The organism is Roseovarius sp. AK1035 (assembly GCF_003288315.1).
Lineage (GTDB): Bacteria > Pseudomonadota > Alphaproteobacteria > Rhodobacterales > Rhodobacteraceae > Roseovarius > Roseovarius mucosus_A.
The window spans coordinates 2,999,151-3,013,933 of the sequence record NZ_CP030099.1 but is presented as its reverse complement, the minus strand read 5'-3'; the positions used below and the strand labels follow the sequence as shown (position 1 = coordinate 3,013,933).

The following is a 14,783-nucleotide window of genomic DNA, read 5'->3' as shown; positions in this document are numbered from 1 at the left end:
TGCAACCCGGCGGTACGGAAACGTCACGTTTGCGACCTGCACCATGTCGCCAAACGACAATCACAAAGGGATTCGCGCGCCCTGTTTTCATGGAAAGCCGATTTCAGTTTCGTTGCGCAGCGGATCAATCCGGTTGAACCCCGCGCACAGATGGCCGCAATTCCACACCCCAATGGTCGTAATTTGCGCACGGAGCGCCGGATTACCCGCTCGTTACACGGGCCTCGGCGTGGGAAAATGACGGGATGGGGCAACAGGCCGATTTCAGAGCCACACAAGGACCCCGTTCAATCGCAATGGATCAGGGACGTCACAGATGAGTATAAAACCCCCTTTCACAGATCTCGAGATAAAAACCGCCCCACAGGGGTTCTACGAGGGCTATAGCTTGCCCATCGCGCTGATTTCCAAAACCTCGATGGCGCTCTTGGTGATCTGGGCGCTGGTCTGGCCGCTCAATGCCAATGCCACACTGTCGAGCCTCAACTGGTCGCTCCTCGAAGGGTTCAACACCTTCTATATTCTCGCCACCGGCATGTTTGCCTTTTTCCTCTTCATCGTGGCGCTCTTGCCCGCGACAGGCAGGCGCATGATGGGGCGCGTGGGCGAAAAACCCGAGTTTTCAAACTTCTCTTGGTTCTCGATGATGTTCGGCGCGGGTCTTGGTGTGGGTCTCATGGTATTCGCCACGGCGGAACCGCTGGGCCTCTGGGGCTCGAACCCCGAGACTGTGACCGGGGCCGTCATCGGCAACACGGCAGAGGGCGTAACCCCGGCCTATCGCTACACCTTTGCGCATTACGGCTTTCACGCCTGGGCCATCTATGTGGTGACAGGGCTCAGCCTTGCCTATTACGCCTATACGCGGGACATGCCGCTGACCATCCGCTCGGCGCTGACCCCGTTGCTGGGGCGTGCCGCCAACGGCATTTTGGGTGATCTTGTCGACATTCTGGGCGTCGTGGCCACCATTCTCGGCGTGTCCGTCACCATCGGCTTTGGCGTGTCGCAATTTGTCGATGGCGTCTATGCGGTCAGTGGCATGGAATGGCTGATGAACACCACGGGCGAGGCCCCAAAACCCACCACCGCAGGCCTCATCGCCGCCCTGCTTGCGATCATGGGCCTGTCGATCCTATCAGCGGTCTCGGGCGTGGGACGCGGCATCAAATATCTCTCGAACCTCAACCTCGTGTTGTCGGTGGTTCTGTTGCTGGTCTTTATCGTCTTTGGCTCTTTCGCCTTTGCCATGACCAAATACGCAACGGCCCTTGCCGATTACATCCTGCACTTCACCTCGCTGTCGTTCAACGCCTATGGGCCGCTCTCGTCCGAGGCTTTTGCCGCCGCGCTTCCCACCGAAGCGGCCCCGCTTGCCGCCGACCTTTACGGCGGCGCAACGAACGCATGGGGCAGTTTTGATGGCTTTGTCGGCGGTCTGAGCGGTGCCGCCGCTGAGCTACCCGAAGCAACCAAGATCGCCGCCTACGAGGCCGGTGCCCAAGGTCGCCTGTTTGGCTGGCAGGCGGGCTGGACAACCTTCTACTGGGCGTGGTGGATCGCGTTTTCGCCCTTCGTTGGCCTGTTCCTTGCGCGCATCTCGAAGGGGCGCACCGTGCGGGAATTCATTCTTGGCTGTGTGATTGCCCCGGCGCTTGTGTGCTTTGCCTGGATGACCATCCTCGGCGCGACGGCGATTGATCTTGAGCTTAGCGGTGTGGCGCAAGGGGCCATCATCGGTGCCTCCAACACCAACAAACTCTTTGTCACATTGGGTTTCATGATTGATGGCGGGCTGCTGACGGCTGTGACGATCATGTGCGTGGTGCTGGTGCTGACCTTCCTCGTCACCTCGGCAGACTCGGGCATCCTCGTGATGAACACGATCATGTCAGGGGGTCAGGCGGAAACCGGCATCAAACACCGGATCATCTGGGGCGTCATCCTTACGCTGGTGATCGGCGCGCTGATCATCGCGGGCAATTCGGGGGCCTCTGCCGACCCGTTCGAGGCGCTGAAGAACGCCATGATCATCGGCGCGCTGCCCTTTGCCATGGTGATGGTGTTGATGGTGGTGGCGTTGACCAAGGCGCTCTACCGCGACCATCTGCGCGACAAGCACGGGCTTTTGGCCGAACAACCGGCGGAATAATCCCACAGCAGAACCTGAGCGACATGACGCCGCGCCCCTCGCGCGGCGTCAGCCGTTCAACAAGGCCCGATCCCGGTAATACGCCAGAACAAAGAGCCGGATCGCCGTTGCCAACCCGGTCTCGATCCCGCGACCCGCATCAATTTCGGCAGCCAAAACGTTGAGAGCCATGGATTTTTCCTCGGCAATCTCGCGAAAGGCCTGCCAGAACTCATCCTCAAGAGACACGCTGGTGCGATGCCCACGCAGGGTAAGCGAGCGTTTGACCGGGCGCGCGCCCATCATAGGTCAGACAGGGGGGCGCTGCCCCCGTCCTGGATGATATCCAGGACTCCCCCGAGGTATTTTGGGCCAGATGAAGCCAAACTCAGTCCTCGTCCCGGCGATGCTGGTCAAGCGTGGCGCGCGCCTTTTCGGTCTGCGCCTGCTCCAGCGCCTTTTGCGCCTTGGTCCGGCCAAAGCGCGCGGCATTCTCATCTGCGCGGGCCTTGTCCTTGGCCCGCGCCTTTTGCTTGCGCACCCGGTTCAGATTGACCGGGGCATCGCTCATTTCGGGCCGATCATGTCTTCGGGGCGCACCACGCGATCAAAGGTCTCGCCATCGACAAAGCCAAGCGCGATCGCTTCTTCGCGCAACGTCGTGCCGTTCTTATGCGCGGTCTTGGCAACCTTGGTGGCATTGTCATAGCCGATGGTGGGGGCCAAAGCCGTCACCAGCATCAGGCTTTCCTGCATCAGCTTTTCGATGCGCGGGCCATTGGCCTCGATCCCGTTGAGCATCCGCTCTGTGAAGCTGTCGGCGGCATCGCCCAAAAGCTGCATGGATTGCAACAGGTTATAGGCCATCATCGGATTATAGACGTTCAACTCGAAATGCCCCTGAGAGCCTGCGAACTTGATCGCGGCATCATTGCCCATGACATGGGCGGCCACCTGCGTCAGCGCCTCGGCCTGTGTCGGGTTGACCTTGCCCGGCATGATCGAGCTGCCCGGCTCGTTCTCGGGCAGGATCAATTCGCCCAGGCCCGACCGCGGACCCGACCCCAGAAACCGGATGTCATTGGCAATCTTGTAGCAAGACCCGGCCACAGTAGCGAGCGCGCCCGACATGAACACCATCGCATCATGCGCCGCCAGCGCCTCGAATTTGTTGGGTGCTGTGACAAACGGCAGGCCGGTGATCTCGGCCATTTGCGCCGCAACGGTCGTATCCCAGCCCTTCGCGGTGTTCAGACCGGTGCCCACAGCGGTGCCGCCCTGTGCCAGCTCATAGATACCGGGCAAACACAGATTGACCCGCGCGATGCCCTGCCGCACCTGATGCGCATAGCCCGAGAACTCCTGCCCCAGTGTCAGCGGCGTGGCGTCCTGTGTATGGGTGCGGCCGATCTTGATGATGTCCTTGAACTCTTCCGACTTGGCCTCAAGCCCGGCCAAAAGCTTGGCCAACCCCGGCAAAAGCACATCGCGCGCCGTCATGGCAGCGGCAATATGCATGGCGGTGGGAAAGGTGTCGTTGGATGATTGCCCCATGTTCACATGGTCATTGGGATGCACCGGATCTTTGGAGCCAATGACACCGCCCAAGATTTCAATCGCGCGGTTGGCGATGACCTCATTGGCATTCATGTTGGATTGCGTGCCTGATCCGGTCTGCCAGACCACCAGCGGGAAATTGTCGTCGAATTTGCCTGCGATGACTTCTCCCGCCGCTTGGATGATGGCATCGGCGCGACGCGCATCCAGCGCACCGCTGGCCTTGTTCGCTTGCGCACAGGCCTGTTTGATCACGCCAAGTGCGCGCACGATGGCCACGGGCTGTTTTTCCCAGCCAATCGGGAAATTCATGATCGAGCGCTGCGTCTGCGCGCCCCAGTATTTGTCATTCGGCACCTCAAGGGGGCCAAAGCTATCGGTTTCGGTGCGGGTGGCGGTCATGGCAAAGCCTTTCGTGACGGGTTTGCCCCGTTCATACCGCAGTTCTGCAAAAGATCAATGCTGTATACGACGGGATACAAAGACCGCAGGCCGCGACAAAGCGCCCGTTACTTGCGGAAACTGTCGAGCCGCACCACCTCGGCCTTGCCGGGGCTGGGATCGTCATCGGGAGGGTCGGTATCATCCAACTCGTCGATATCGTCATCCACTTCCTGCGTCTCAAAGCGCAGGCCGAATTCAACCGAAGGATCCACAAAGGTCTGGATCGAATCATAGGGCACATACAGCCGCTCGGGCGCGTCGCCAAAATTCAGCGTCACGCCAAACCCATCATTCGTAACCTTGAGGTCATCATACCAATGCTGCATGACCACCGTCATTTCTGAGGGGTAGCGCTGTTTCAACCAATCGGCGAGCTTGGCCTCGGGGTGTTTGGTGTCAAACGTGATGAAGAAATGATGCGCCCCGGGCAAACCTTCGGCCTGCACCTTGCTCAGCACCTCTTGGATGAGGCCGCGCATGGCACGATGCATAAGATTTCCGTAGTCGATTGAACGAGACATGTTTGACCCTTGGGGAATTGCTGCATGCCAGCATAGGGGATTCGAAACAAAACAAAAGACCCGCAATGCGCGCCTCAGATCAAAACATGAGCCAGCCCCGCCAGCGCCGCCATAAGCACCAGAACCGGCACCATTGGCAGGCGAAGACCCAGCAATAAACCGCCCGCAACCGCCACATAGACCGCATCGCGCAGCGAAAAACTGCTGATTTCGGGCTGGGGCCCAAAGGCACCCATCGTCACCTGCCCGAACAGCACATGCAGCGCGAACCACACCGAAAGGTTGAGGATGACCCCCACCACAGCCGCCGATATCCCGGCCAAAGCCCCCTTGAGACGGGGCCGCGCAAGGATCTGTTCGATATAGGGGGCCCCGGTGAAGATCCACAAAAAGCAGGGAATGAACGTCACCCAAAGCGTAAGGCAGGCCGCCAGCACCGCCATGCCCACTCCGCCCTGCGCATAGCCCGCCAAAAGGCCCACAAACTCGGTCACAAGGATCAATGGCCCCGGCGTGGTCTCGGCAAGCCCGAGCGCATCAATCATCTCGGCCGTGGTCAACCAGCCCTTGGTCGCCACCACGGTTTCGGTCATATAGGCCAGCACCGCATAGGCCCCGCCAAAGGTCACCACCGCCAATTTACTGAAGAAAAGCGCCAGATCAGTCAGAAACGTGGCCCCCGTGCCCCAAACCAGCAGCACCGGCGCGGCCCAGAGCGCACCCCATATGAGCGCGGTCGCCACGGTCTGAGAGAGCGCCACAGGCACAGGGGCGACCATGCTCGCATCCACCGCCACACCGCGATGCGACCACGCGCCCCAGAGCGCTGCCGCCGCGATGATCAACGGAAAGGGCACCGACAAAAAGAACATCGCGACAAAGCCCAGGCCCGCCAGAACCCAGCTGTCCCAGCCTTTGAGAGCGCGCCGCGCCAACTTGAGCAAGGCTTGCAGCACGATCACCACCACCGCCGCCTTGATGCCCAAAAACACCGCCTGCACCAGCGGCAGATCGCCATAGGTGGCATAGCCCAGACCAAGCACCAGGATCACCGCCGCGCCCGGCAGCACAAAGAGAAGCCCGGCAATCAATCCGCCCAGCACCCCGCGCAACCGCCAACCGGCATAGGTGCAAAGCTGCATCGCCTCTGGCCCCGGCAAGAGCATGCAAAACGACAGTGCGCCCAGAAATTGCTGTTCGGTCAGCCAGCCGCGCCGCTCTACCAATTCGTCATGCATCATCGAGATTTGCGCCGCCGGCCCACCAAAGCTCAAAAGACCAATGCGGGCAAAGCTGCGAAAGATCAGGGCAAGGGGCGGCGCGCTCATATGTCTTTGTCGCGCGCCACGCGACGACACGCAAGACATAGTTTTATGACGCCAGTTCCGCGCCTTATGGATCATTATTAAAGTGAAAGTGCAGGCTTCTGTTGCCAGGTGCCTGCGAACCCCGCCTTACGCGGCTAAGCGCAAGGGCTTAAGTTTCGGTTTGGTTACTGCTTACGCAGCAACGGCCACCGGAGCACGGTTGTCATTTGCAACTGTACGTTTCGGACCGATAACGGTGGTACCTCACCGGGACAAAGCATAACCCCTTTAGACGTTCGTCGATCCTATTTCGACCCCATGATCCCCAAATGAAGGATGTTTGGTGGAGTCGCCGGGTACCGCCCCCGGGTCCGATCCGCTTATTACGAGCGCGTTTATGTCCATAGTCCGCTTGCGCGAACACCCCATACATAGGCGCTCTGAGGCGGCTTGCAAAGGGGTGCCGGTCACCTTGGCGAAAGTTTAAGCCAGATCCCGTCACGCCCCCGCACCGTCAGATGCGCCACCGGCACCGGTGGGCGCTCGGCCACCGGGCTCAGGCGATAGGCCCGAACCAGCATGGCCAACAGCAAAGGCCCCTCAATCATCGCAAACCCCGCCCCGGTGCAAACCCGCTGCCCGGCGGAAAACGGGATGAACGCCTCGCGCAGACAGGTCTTACCATTCTCGGTGCCATAGCGCGCCGGATCGAACCCATCGGGATTATCCCAAAGCCGTTCGTGCCGATGCAGATGCCAGGGGCTGATCACCACCTGCGCGCCACGTGGAATATCGCGGTCGCGGAAGCGTTCGGGACAAGCCGTCTCGCGAACCATCATCGGCACCGGCGGATAGAGGCGCAGCGTCTCGCGAAACACATCGCGGGTAACACGCAACCGCGCCATATCGGAAAACTCTGGCACACGGGGGCCAAAAACCGCCTCTGCCTCTTCGGCCACCCGCTCTTGCCACTCGGGGTATAGCGCCAGAAGATACAGCGCCCAAGCCAGCGCCGACGCGCTCGTCTCATGCCCCGCGAGGAAAAAGATCGCTACCTGATCGACCATCTCTTCGGTGTCAAACCGCGCGCCGGTTTCCGGATCGGCAGTGGTCATGATCTTGGTCGCCAGATCGTCGGGCGCGGTGCCCGCCGCAATCTCGGCCTGCCGCCGGGCGGTCAATTCTGTGATCAGCCCCCGGATAGCCCGCGCCGTTACCCGCGTCTGACGGCGATGAAATCGTGGAAACCAACCGGGCAAGGGCACAAAGGCGGCAAGGTTCAGCACGGGTTGCATGCGCTGATGCGCCTTGAAGGCGTCAAACACCTGCGCGGCGGTGCGATCCTCGATGGGCAGCGAAAACAGCGTGCGAAAGATGACATCGGCGGCAGCATGGCTGGTGTGGCCCTCAATATCAAACCCGCTTCCATCGGCCAGCGGGGCCAACCGTGCAACCGCCCCCTGCCCGGCTGTGACCATCGCGGCAAAGGTATCGCGCAACCGCCCGCCTTCGAATGCGGGATCAATGATGCGCCTCTGCCGCTTCCATGTCTCGCCATTAGTGACAAAGACCGATTGCCCCAGTAGGGGCCGCAACCCTTCGGACACGCGGGCGGATTTCGGGAAATCATCGGGGCGTTGTTTCAGCACCAGATCAACCAAGCCCGTGTCATTACACAGGTAAGAGCGAAAGAACGGCGTGCGGAATTCAGCCATCCACGCGCGATAGAGCCGCGCAGGCTGTGCCGACAGAATATCGGCCCGAAAGAGCCGCAGATACCGCCAGAGCGACACATGGTCCGGGCGCGCGGGCGGCTTGGGCGGGATCATGGGGCGAGGCTCGTGTACCGCGAGGTGGCACGCTCGATCCGGCTTTTTGAGGGCGGTCTGTCACGAAACCGCGCGGCCAGTGTCAATGGCCCTGCCGTGACGCGGAAATAGTCAAAGTCACCGGGCCGATCAAAGGCGCAAAGATATTGAAAATGCAGCCGGAAAAACCGCCACCGCAAGGCGCGCCACCGCTCGGCGCTCAGCGTTTGGGTGAACGCCGCCGAAATCACCAGCGGCCAGCGTTTGTCCTTTGGGGCCACGCCCGACACCGCCACCGGATCGCAAAGCGCAAAGGCGCAGCCATCGCCGGGTGCCGTGACATCCACCCAAGTCACCTCGTCCCGCGCGCTCAGATAGGCCAAATCGGCCCGTAGCCGGTACGCGCGCGGCAGAAAGGACACCATCGGCACCACCTGCCCAAGGCTCAGGAACGACAGCGCCGGGCCGTGCTTGGGCACCTGCCCACCCCGGATCAGATCGGCCAGAATCGACACCCCCAGATGCGCGCCCGAGGAATGGCCAACCACCAGCACCTCATCACAATCTCCCTGCAAGGCCTGCGCGATCTCGGCGGTGAATTCCGCCATCCGCGCCTCCAATTCAGGCGGATTGGCCCCCAGATACCGCGCCGAATAGGCGTAATCATGCATCAGGTAATAGGCAAAGAACCGGCCATCCAGACGCCGGAACCATTCAAGAATGAACGGCACCACACCAAGCCCGCCCCACGCCGCCCAAGGATGCCAAAGCGCCAGCACGCGGCCCAATCCCCACGCCACCATGAACGCTATGCCAAGCTGCACCAACAGAAATCCAACCGGATAAAGCGCCGCAATCACCGGACCCTTGCGCAACCGCATAAGCCGAAACAGCGCGCCCGTGCCGATATAGATCGCCGCCGTGCGGATCAGCTGCACATAGGTGGCCAAAATCCCCTGATCCATGCTGCCTTTGACAATATCGGACCAGACCAGCACTTCAACCGCGCTCTCAACCTCGGCCCCCTCAATCTGCGCAGAGACATTCCAGCCAAATCGCGCCTGAGCTTTGGCTTGCAAGACATTGATTTCATATCCGGAAATAACAGCCTGCTCAGCGCTTTCCTTGCGGTAAAGCTCGCGGTATCGGCGCGGTGGAATCGGGTCATAGCCCGGAATATAAAACACGCGCCTGCGGCGCACTTGGGGCTCGCTGCTCATGTCCAACCTCATGTTGCAGCAAACCTAGCGCGGAAATCGGGCAAGCGTAAGGCGTTATCCAAGCACCGCTAGGGCGGGGAATGTTTCGAGCAACCAAAAGGAAAACGCCGAAAACCCGCCGGTGAGCATCAAAAGACCAATGGTCCAAAGCAAAAGCCCCATCACCCGCTCGATCTGCTCCATATGGCGTTTCATCCAGCCCATCAGCCCCTGCAGACGCGGCAAGAAGGCAGCAACCAGCAGAAACGGCACACCAAGGCCAATGGCATAAATCGCCAAGAGCATCGTGCCCCGCGCAACCGACCCTTCCGACGCCGCCAAAGACAGGATCGCACCCAGTTGCGGACCGATGCAAGGCGTCCAGCCAAAGGCAAAGGCCAGCCCCAGAATATAGGCTCCAAAGGACGATCCGCCTCGGTCGCCCGCATCCAGCCGCGCCTCGCGGTCAAGGAATTTGATCCGATAGACGCCCACGAAATGCGCGCCGAAAATCATCACAAGAATGCCAGCTACCGTATTGAAATAGCTCTGATATTGCAGAAACACCGTGCCAATGGCAGAGGCCGTGAACCCCAAAAAGATAAAGACCGTCGAGAGGCCCAATACAAAGAAGAGCGCCGGCACAACGGCCCGCGCGCGGCTCTGCCCGCTCTCAGAGAGATCATTCAGGCTGACCCCGCTCATATAGGCCAGATAGGGCGGGACGATTGGCAGAACGCAGGGGCTGAGAAACGAGATGATTCCAGCGGCCAAGGCCACGAACATTGCGGGCAAAAGCGCTGCGTCTATGATTTCGATTCCGAACATGCGCCAGACATAGCCCGCACTGCGACCCGCGTCACCCGACATTCTGTCACAACCTTGTGGACAGGCTGTAACAAGCCCGCTATCTCACGCCTCATGACACCCGATGATACGCTCGACGCCTGCGGCCTATTGTGCCCCCTGCCCGTCCTCAAGCTGCGCAAGCGCTTGAAATCCCTGGGTATTGGCGCGGTGATCGCGATGCAGGCGGATGATCCCGCAGCCGTGATCGACGTGCCGCATTTCTGCGCCGAATCCGGGCATGATCTGATTTCCGCGACCGATGCGAATGGCGTGCAGACCTACGTGATCCGCAAGACGCGCTAAGGCGTTCCGCGACCGCTGGAACACACACATCCCGGGCTTGACCCGTGACCTCGCTGCAACTGCGTCAAGGCCCTGGCTCTGGGCCGGGGCGATGGGAAACCGATCAGACGCGACGCGCTCGTGCCATACAACGAAAAATGCCGCGCCCGAGGGCGCGGCATCCTTGATTTTCGTTTTCTTCCGCTCAGCCCAAAGACCACCAACCGCGGCGCTTTGGCTTGGGCTCTTCCTGCGGTGCCGGGGTTTCGGCCACAGGTTCAGGCGCTTGCGCGGGCTCAGGCGCTTCTGCCTCAGCAACCGGCTCTGGCGTCACCTCTGCAACCGGCTCCGGTGCCACCTCTGCAACCGGCTCTGGTGGTGCCTCTGTTGGCACCACTGCCGCCTCTGGCGCTGCAGTCACGCTGCTCTCATCTGCAACCGCCGCCGTGGCCTCGGGCTCTTTTTTCTTGCGCGGCGTTGGGGTGCGTTTGGGCTTCGCTGCCGCCTTGGCCTTGGGGGCCTCCTCGTCAGAGACTGCCTCCGCGGCGCTTGCGGGCTCTTTCTTCTTGCGCGGTGCGCGGGTGCGCTTGGGCTTCGGCTGCTCCTCAGCGACCACAGGCGCCTCGGCCTCTGCCGTCACCTCAGCCGGGGCCTCAACCGGGGCCTCAACCGGGGCCTCTGGCTCAGCAGCAACCGCAGGTACTGCGCTGTCTTGCTCCTCGCTCCCCTCGGACGCCTCAGCGTCATCGTCCTCCCGATCCTCATCGGTGCCTTCGCCATTGCGCTCCGCACCGTTGCCATTCTTGGGCTTGCGGCGGCGGCTACGGCGGCGACGGCTCTTTTTGGGCTTGTCGCCCCCATCGCCCCCGGTGGTGGGCGCGCTCTTGGCGTCGTCGCCGGCTTCGGCTTCGACCTCCTCGTCGATTTCGTCCTCGACCTCGTCGTCGATGTCATCCATCAGCGCCGATGTGCCGGACACGAATTGCGCCATCGGCACTTCGGGCACGTTCCGGGTCGCTGTTTTGAACTTTTCCATCGTGAAATCGGGGCTGACCAAACGCGGATCACCCTCGATCCGCACCGACAGGCCATAGCGCCCTTCGATTTGCGCCACGTGATCGCGTTTCTGGTTCATCAGATAGTTGGCGATGCCCACCGGGCATTTCACCAGCACCTCACGCGAGCGGCGGCGCACGCCCTCTTCCTCGATCTGACGCAGGATCGACAGCGCAAGGCTGTCATCCGACCGGATAAGCCCGGTGCCATGGCAGGCCGGGCATGGCTGCGTCGTGGCCTCGATCATGCCGGGGCGCAGACGCTGGCGCGACATTTCCAAGAGGCCAAAGCCCGAGATGCGGCCCACCTGAATACGCGCCCGGTCGGTCTTGAGCTTGTCCTTGAGCCGCTTTTCCACCGAAGCGTTGTTGCGGCGCTCGTCCATGTCGATAAAGTCGATCACGATCAAGCCAGCCAGATCGCGCAGGCGCAATTGACGCGCCACCTCTTCGGCGGCCTCAAGGTTGGTTTTGAGCGCGGTTTCCTCGATCGACCCTTCCTTGGTGGCACGGCCAGAGTTGACGTCGATAGCAACCAACGCCTCGGTTACACCGATCACGATATAGCCGCCGGATTTGAGCTGCACCGTGGGGTTGAACATGCCCGAGAGGTAGCTTTCGACCTGGAATCGTGCAAAGAGCGGCTGCTGATCGACGTAATGCTTCACGTTCTTGGCATGGGACGGCATGATCATCTTCATGAAGTCCTTGGCGATGCGATAGCCGCGCTCGCCCTCGACCAGCACTTCGTCAATCTCGCGATTATAAAGATCGCGGATCGAACGCTTGATCAGATCGCCCTCTTCATAGATTTTCGCCGGCGCCATAGAGCGCAGGGTCAACTCGCGGATCTGTTCCCACAAACGCTGCAGATATTCGTAATCGCGCTTGATTTCGGCCTTGGTGCGCTTCGCCCCGGCAGTGCGCACGATCAGACCCGCGCCGCGCGGCACGTCGATCTCGGTGGCGATTTCCTTGAGCTTCTTGCGGTCTACAGCATTGGTGATCTTGCGGCTGATGCCACCGCCACGCGCGGTGTTCGGCATAAGCACGCAGTAGCGACCCGCAAGGCTGAGATAGGTGGTCAGCGCCGCCCCCTTGTTGCCGCGCTCTTCCTTGACGACCTGCACCAGCATGATCTGGCGGACCTTGACGACCTCTTGGATCTTGTAGCGCCGCGCACGGGGCTTGCGCACCGGGCGGATATCTTCGCTGTCATCCTCTTCGGCGACGGATTCGATCTCGTCATCCTGAGCGGCGTGATCGCGGGTGTCGGTCTCGGGCTCATCCTCGCCCGCCTCGTCGGCACCGTTATCCTCGGGCTCTTCCACCGGGGTCTCGGCCACGCGCTCCATCGGCGATGTGGCCTCGGGCACTTCGGCGGTTGCGGCGGTCTCGTCCTCAAGGTCGATGGTTTCCATCCCCGAGATTTCAGAGGTGGCCACCGCATCGTCAGTTTGCGTCTTTTCGGCGCGTGTGCGCGAGCGGGACCGTGACCGCGAGCGGCTATTGCGCCCCTCACTGCGTCCGTCACTGCGCCCCTCGCCACCGCTGCTGCGACGCGGACGATCTTCGTCCTCGTCGTTTTGCGCATTGGCCAGCGCCTCTTCCTCGGCCATCAGGGCCTCGCGGTCGGCGACCGGAATCTGATAGTAATCGGGATGTATCTCCGAGAACGCCAGAAACCCATGCCGGTTTCCGCCGTAATCTACAAAGGCCGCCTGAAGCGAGGGTTCAACCCGCGTCACCTTGGCCAGATAGATATTGCCAGCTATCTGGCGTTTATTTTCAGACTCAAAGTCGAATTCCTCGACCTTGTTTCCGTCGACCACCACAACCCGAGTTTCCTCGGCGTGGGTGGCATCAATGAGCATTTTCGTAGCCATGTTTTCCGTTTGCATCGCGGCGCGGCCGCCTGCCCCGGTAGGGCGGCGCGTTGCGGCAGATGTCTGATAAGGGCGATGGCGGACGCGCAGCCAAGGGTGCCGGTATCGGCCCCTGCACTGACAAAGTGATGTCTCGCGCGCTTCATCGCGGTTCTTCTTCTCCGGCCCCTCGCGGAGCCAATTCAGGGCCTGTCCACCGTTTTCAAGGGTCAGGCTTGTATGTGGCCCCCGTGAACGGGACCCAATCGGTCTGCTCAATCATGTCGGACTGATCCGGACGGAGGACTGAAACAGCGAATCTCTCGAGGTTTCGGGGCGGATTACGCCCGTCACCATAGTATCACAGTAAAGCGACCCCTATGCCAATGACAATGGACAAAATGAAAAGCAGCGCGTGCCGCCCTCAAAGATAGTCGGACCGTTGCAAATTATACTTGGCCATTTTCTCGTTCAATGTCCGACGCGGAAGGCAAAGTTCGTCCATCACCGCCGCGATGCTGCCTTTGTGGCGGCGCATCGTGTTGTCGATCAGCATCCGCTCGAACGCCTCGACATATTCCTTGAGCGGCTTGCCCTCGGTGGTCATCACCGGCTGCATGTCCTGATGGTCCGACATCAGCAGCGATGTGATCGTGCCCGACCCCCGCCGTGCCTGCAACACCGCGCGCTCGGCCACGTTGAACAGCTGGCGCACATTGCCGGGCCAAGGCGCCTGCAAAAGCTGTGTGGCCTCCTGCGCGCTGACCTGCGGCGCGTCACAGCCGTAATCTTCTGAAAACTGCTCGGCAAAGCGGGTGAAGAGCGTCAGAATATCCTCGCCCCGCTGACGCAGCGGCGGCACGGTGATCCGCAGGCTGGCCAGACGGTAAAACAGGTCAGAGCGCAGCGCATCCTCACAGGTATGCCCCTCGTCCTGCATGTTCGAAATGGCCACCACACGGGTCTCGGGCGGCGTGCCCTCGGCGTTGATATGGGTCAGCAATTTGGCCTGCGCCGCTTCGCTCAGCGCCTCGATATCCTCTAGCACCAGGGTGCCGCCGCGTGCCTCTTCAAAGGCGGGCAGGCGCGCATCCTCGGGCTGCACCGGGCCAAACAGGCGCTTGATCAGCCCCTCGTCATCAAAGGCAGCACAGGCCACCGACACAAACTTGCGCCCCGCGCGCGCCCCCACCGCATGCAGCGCATGCGCCACCAGCGTCTTGCCGGTGCCGGTCTCGCCCTCGATCAGAACATGGCCATCGGCCTGCCCCAGATCTAGAATATCCTCGCGCAACCGCTCCATGGCATTGCTGGTGCCGATCAGCTTTTTCATCAGCTGGCCACCATCCGACAGGTCCTTGCGCAGCGCACGCGCGTCCAGCGTCATGCGCCGGGCGTTGGTGGCCTTCTTCGCCAATTCGGTCATGCGGTCCGGGTTGAAGGGCTTTTCCAGAAAATCGAACGCCCCGATGCGCATCGCCTCGACCGCCATGGGCACATCGCCATGCCCCGTGATCATGATCACCGGAAGCGAACTATCGGCCCCCATCAGCTTTTTGAGAAACTGCATCCCGTCCATACCGGGCATCCGCACGTCGGTCACGACGATACCGGGATAATCCGGCCCCAGCGATTTCAGCGCATCCTCCGCCGAGGCAAAGGCCTCGGTGTCATAGCCCGACAGGGCCAACCACTGACTGATCGACTGGCGCATGTCTTTTTCATCATCGACGATGGCGATTTTCATGGCTGCTGGCATTTTACA

12 protein-coding genes and 1 other RNA gene are annotated in these 14,783 nt (G+C 61.2%); 2 read left to right on the top strand and 11 right to left on the bottom strand.

What is annotated here, in order from left to right; genetic code table 11:
* Positions 1-316: 316 nt before the first annotated feature.
* Positions 317-2,152 (top strand): BCCT family transporter, encoded by a 1,836-nt coding sequence (locus RAK1035_RS14370; protein WP_008280833.1) that lies wholly within the window; start codon positions 317-319, stop codon positions 2,150-2,152.
* A gap of 48 nt (positions 2,153-2,200) precedes the next feature.
* Here the strand turns inward: RAK1035_RS14370 and RAK1035_RS14365 are convergent, their stop codons facing one another.
* The 9 genes from RAK1035_RS14365 to RAK1035_RS14325 form a co-directional block, all read right to left on the bottom strand.
* Complete coding sequence (locus RAK1035_RS14365) at positions 2,201-2,434, bottom strand: ribbon-helix-helix domain-containing protein (protein WP_037297698.1); 234 nt, start codon at positions 2,432-2,434, stop codon at positions 2,201-2,203.
* 85 nt (positions 2,435-2,519) lie between these two features.
* Positions 2,520-2,702 (bottom strand): DUF4169 family protein, encoded by a 183-nt coding sequence (locus RAK1035_RS14360; protein ID WP_008280831.1) that lies wholly within the window; start codon positions 2,700-2,702, stop codon positions 2,520-2,522.
* Positions 2,699-4,090 (bottom strand): class II fumarate hydratase, encoded by a 1,392-nt coding sequence (fumC, locus tag RAK1035_RS14355; RefSeq protein ID WP_008280830.1) that lies wholly within the window; start codon positions 4,088-4,090, stop codon positions 2,699-2,701. The genes RAK1035_RS14360 and fumC overlap by 4 nt, the downstream gene beginning before the upstream one ends.
* Positions 4,091-4,197: 107 nt before the next feature.
* Positions 4,198-4,653 (bottom strand): SspB family protein, encoded by a 456-nt coding sequence (locus RAK1035_RS14350; RefSeq protein WP_037297595.1) that lies wholly within the window; start codon positions 4,651-4,653, stop codon positions 4,198-4,200.
* A 74-nt stretch (positions 4,654-4,727) separates the two neighbouring features.
* Positions 4,728-5,981: a chromate efflux transporter gene (chrA, locus tag RAK1035_RS14345; RefSeq protein ID WP_008280828.1), complete on the bottom strand. Its 1,254-nt coding sequence runs from the start codon at positions 5,979-5,981 to the stop codon at positions 4,728-4,730.
* Positions 5,982-6,068: 87 nt separating this feature from the next.
* Positions 6,069-6,421: a transfer-messenger RNA gene (gene ssrA / locus RAK1035_RS14340) on the bottom strand.
* A gap of 6 nt (positions 6,422-6,427) precedes the next feature.
* The gene (locus RAK1035_RS14335; protein ID WP_008280827.1) at positions 6,428-7,789 is read right to left on the bottom strand and encodes a cytochrome P450; all 1,362 of its coding nucleotides are present in this window, start codon (positions 7,787-7,789) and stop codon (positions 6,428-6,430) included.
* The gene (locus tag RAK1035_RS14330; protein ID WP_008280826.1) at positions 7,786-8,988 is read right to left on the bottom strand and encodes a hypothetical protein; all 1,203 of its coding nucleotides are present in this window, start codon (positions 8,986-8,988) and stop codon (positions 7,786-7,788) included. Before RAK1035_RS14330 ends, RAK1035_RS14335 begins: the two co-directional genes overlap by 4 nt.
* Before the next feature lie 54 nt (positions 8,989-9,042).
* Entirely contained in the window at positions 9,043-9,795 is a 753-nt protein-coding gene (locus tag RAK1035_RS14325) for a cytochrome c biogenesis CcdA family protein (protein ID WP_037297695.1), read from the bottom strand.
* Between the two features lie 93 nt (positions 9,796-9,888).
* Between RAK1035_RS14325 and RAK1035_RS14320 the strand changes: the two genes are divergently transcribed.
* Positions 9,889-10,119: a sulfurtransferase TusA family protein gene (locus RAK1035_RS14320; protein ID WP_008280824.1), complete on the top strand. Its 231-nt coding sequence runs from the start codon at positions 9,889-9,891 to the stop codon at positions 10,117-10,119.
* A 184-nt stretch (positions 10,120-10,303) separates the two neighbouring features.
* On the opposite strand, the gene RAK1035_RS14315 is transcribed toward RAK1035_RS14320, so the two are convergent.
* Together RAK1035_RS14315 and RAK1035_RS14310 are read right to left on the bottom strand one after the other, a co-directional pair.
* On the bottom strand, positions 10,304-13,039 hold the full coding sequence (locus tag RAK1035_RS14315) for an Rne/Rng family ribonuclease (RefSeq protein WP_112303168.1): 2,736 nt from the start codon (positions 13,037-13,039) through the stop codon (positions 10,304-10,306).
* 403 nt (positions 13,040-13,442) lie between these two features.
* The gene (locus tag RAK1035_RS14310; RefSeq protein WP_037297593.1) at positions 13,443-14,777 is read right to left on the bottom strand and encodes a sigma-54-dependent transcriptional regulator; all 1,335 of its coding nucleotides are present in this window, start codon (positions 14,775-14,777) and stop codon (positions 13,443-13,445) included.
* Positions 14,778-14,783: the final 6 nt, after the last annotated feature.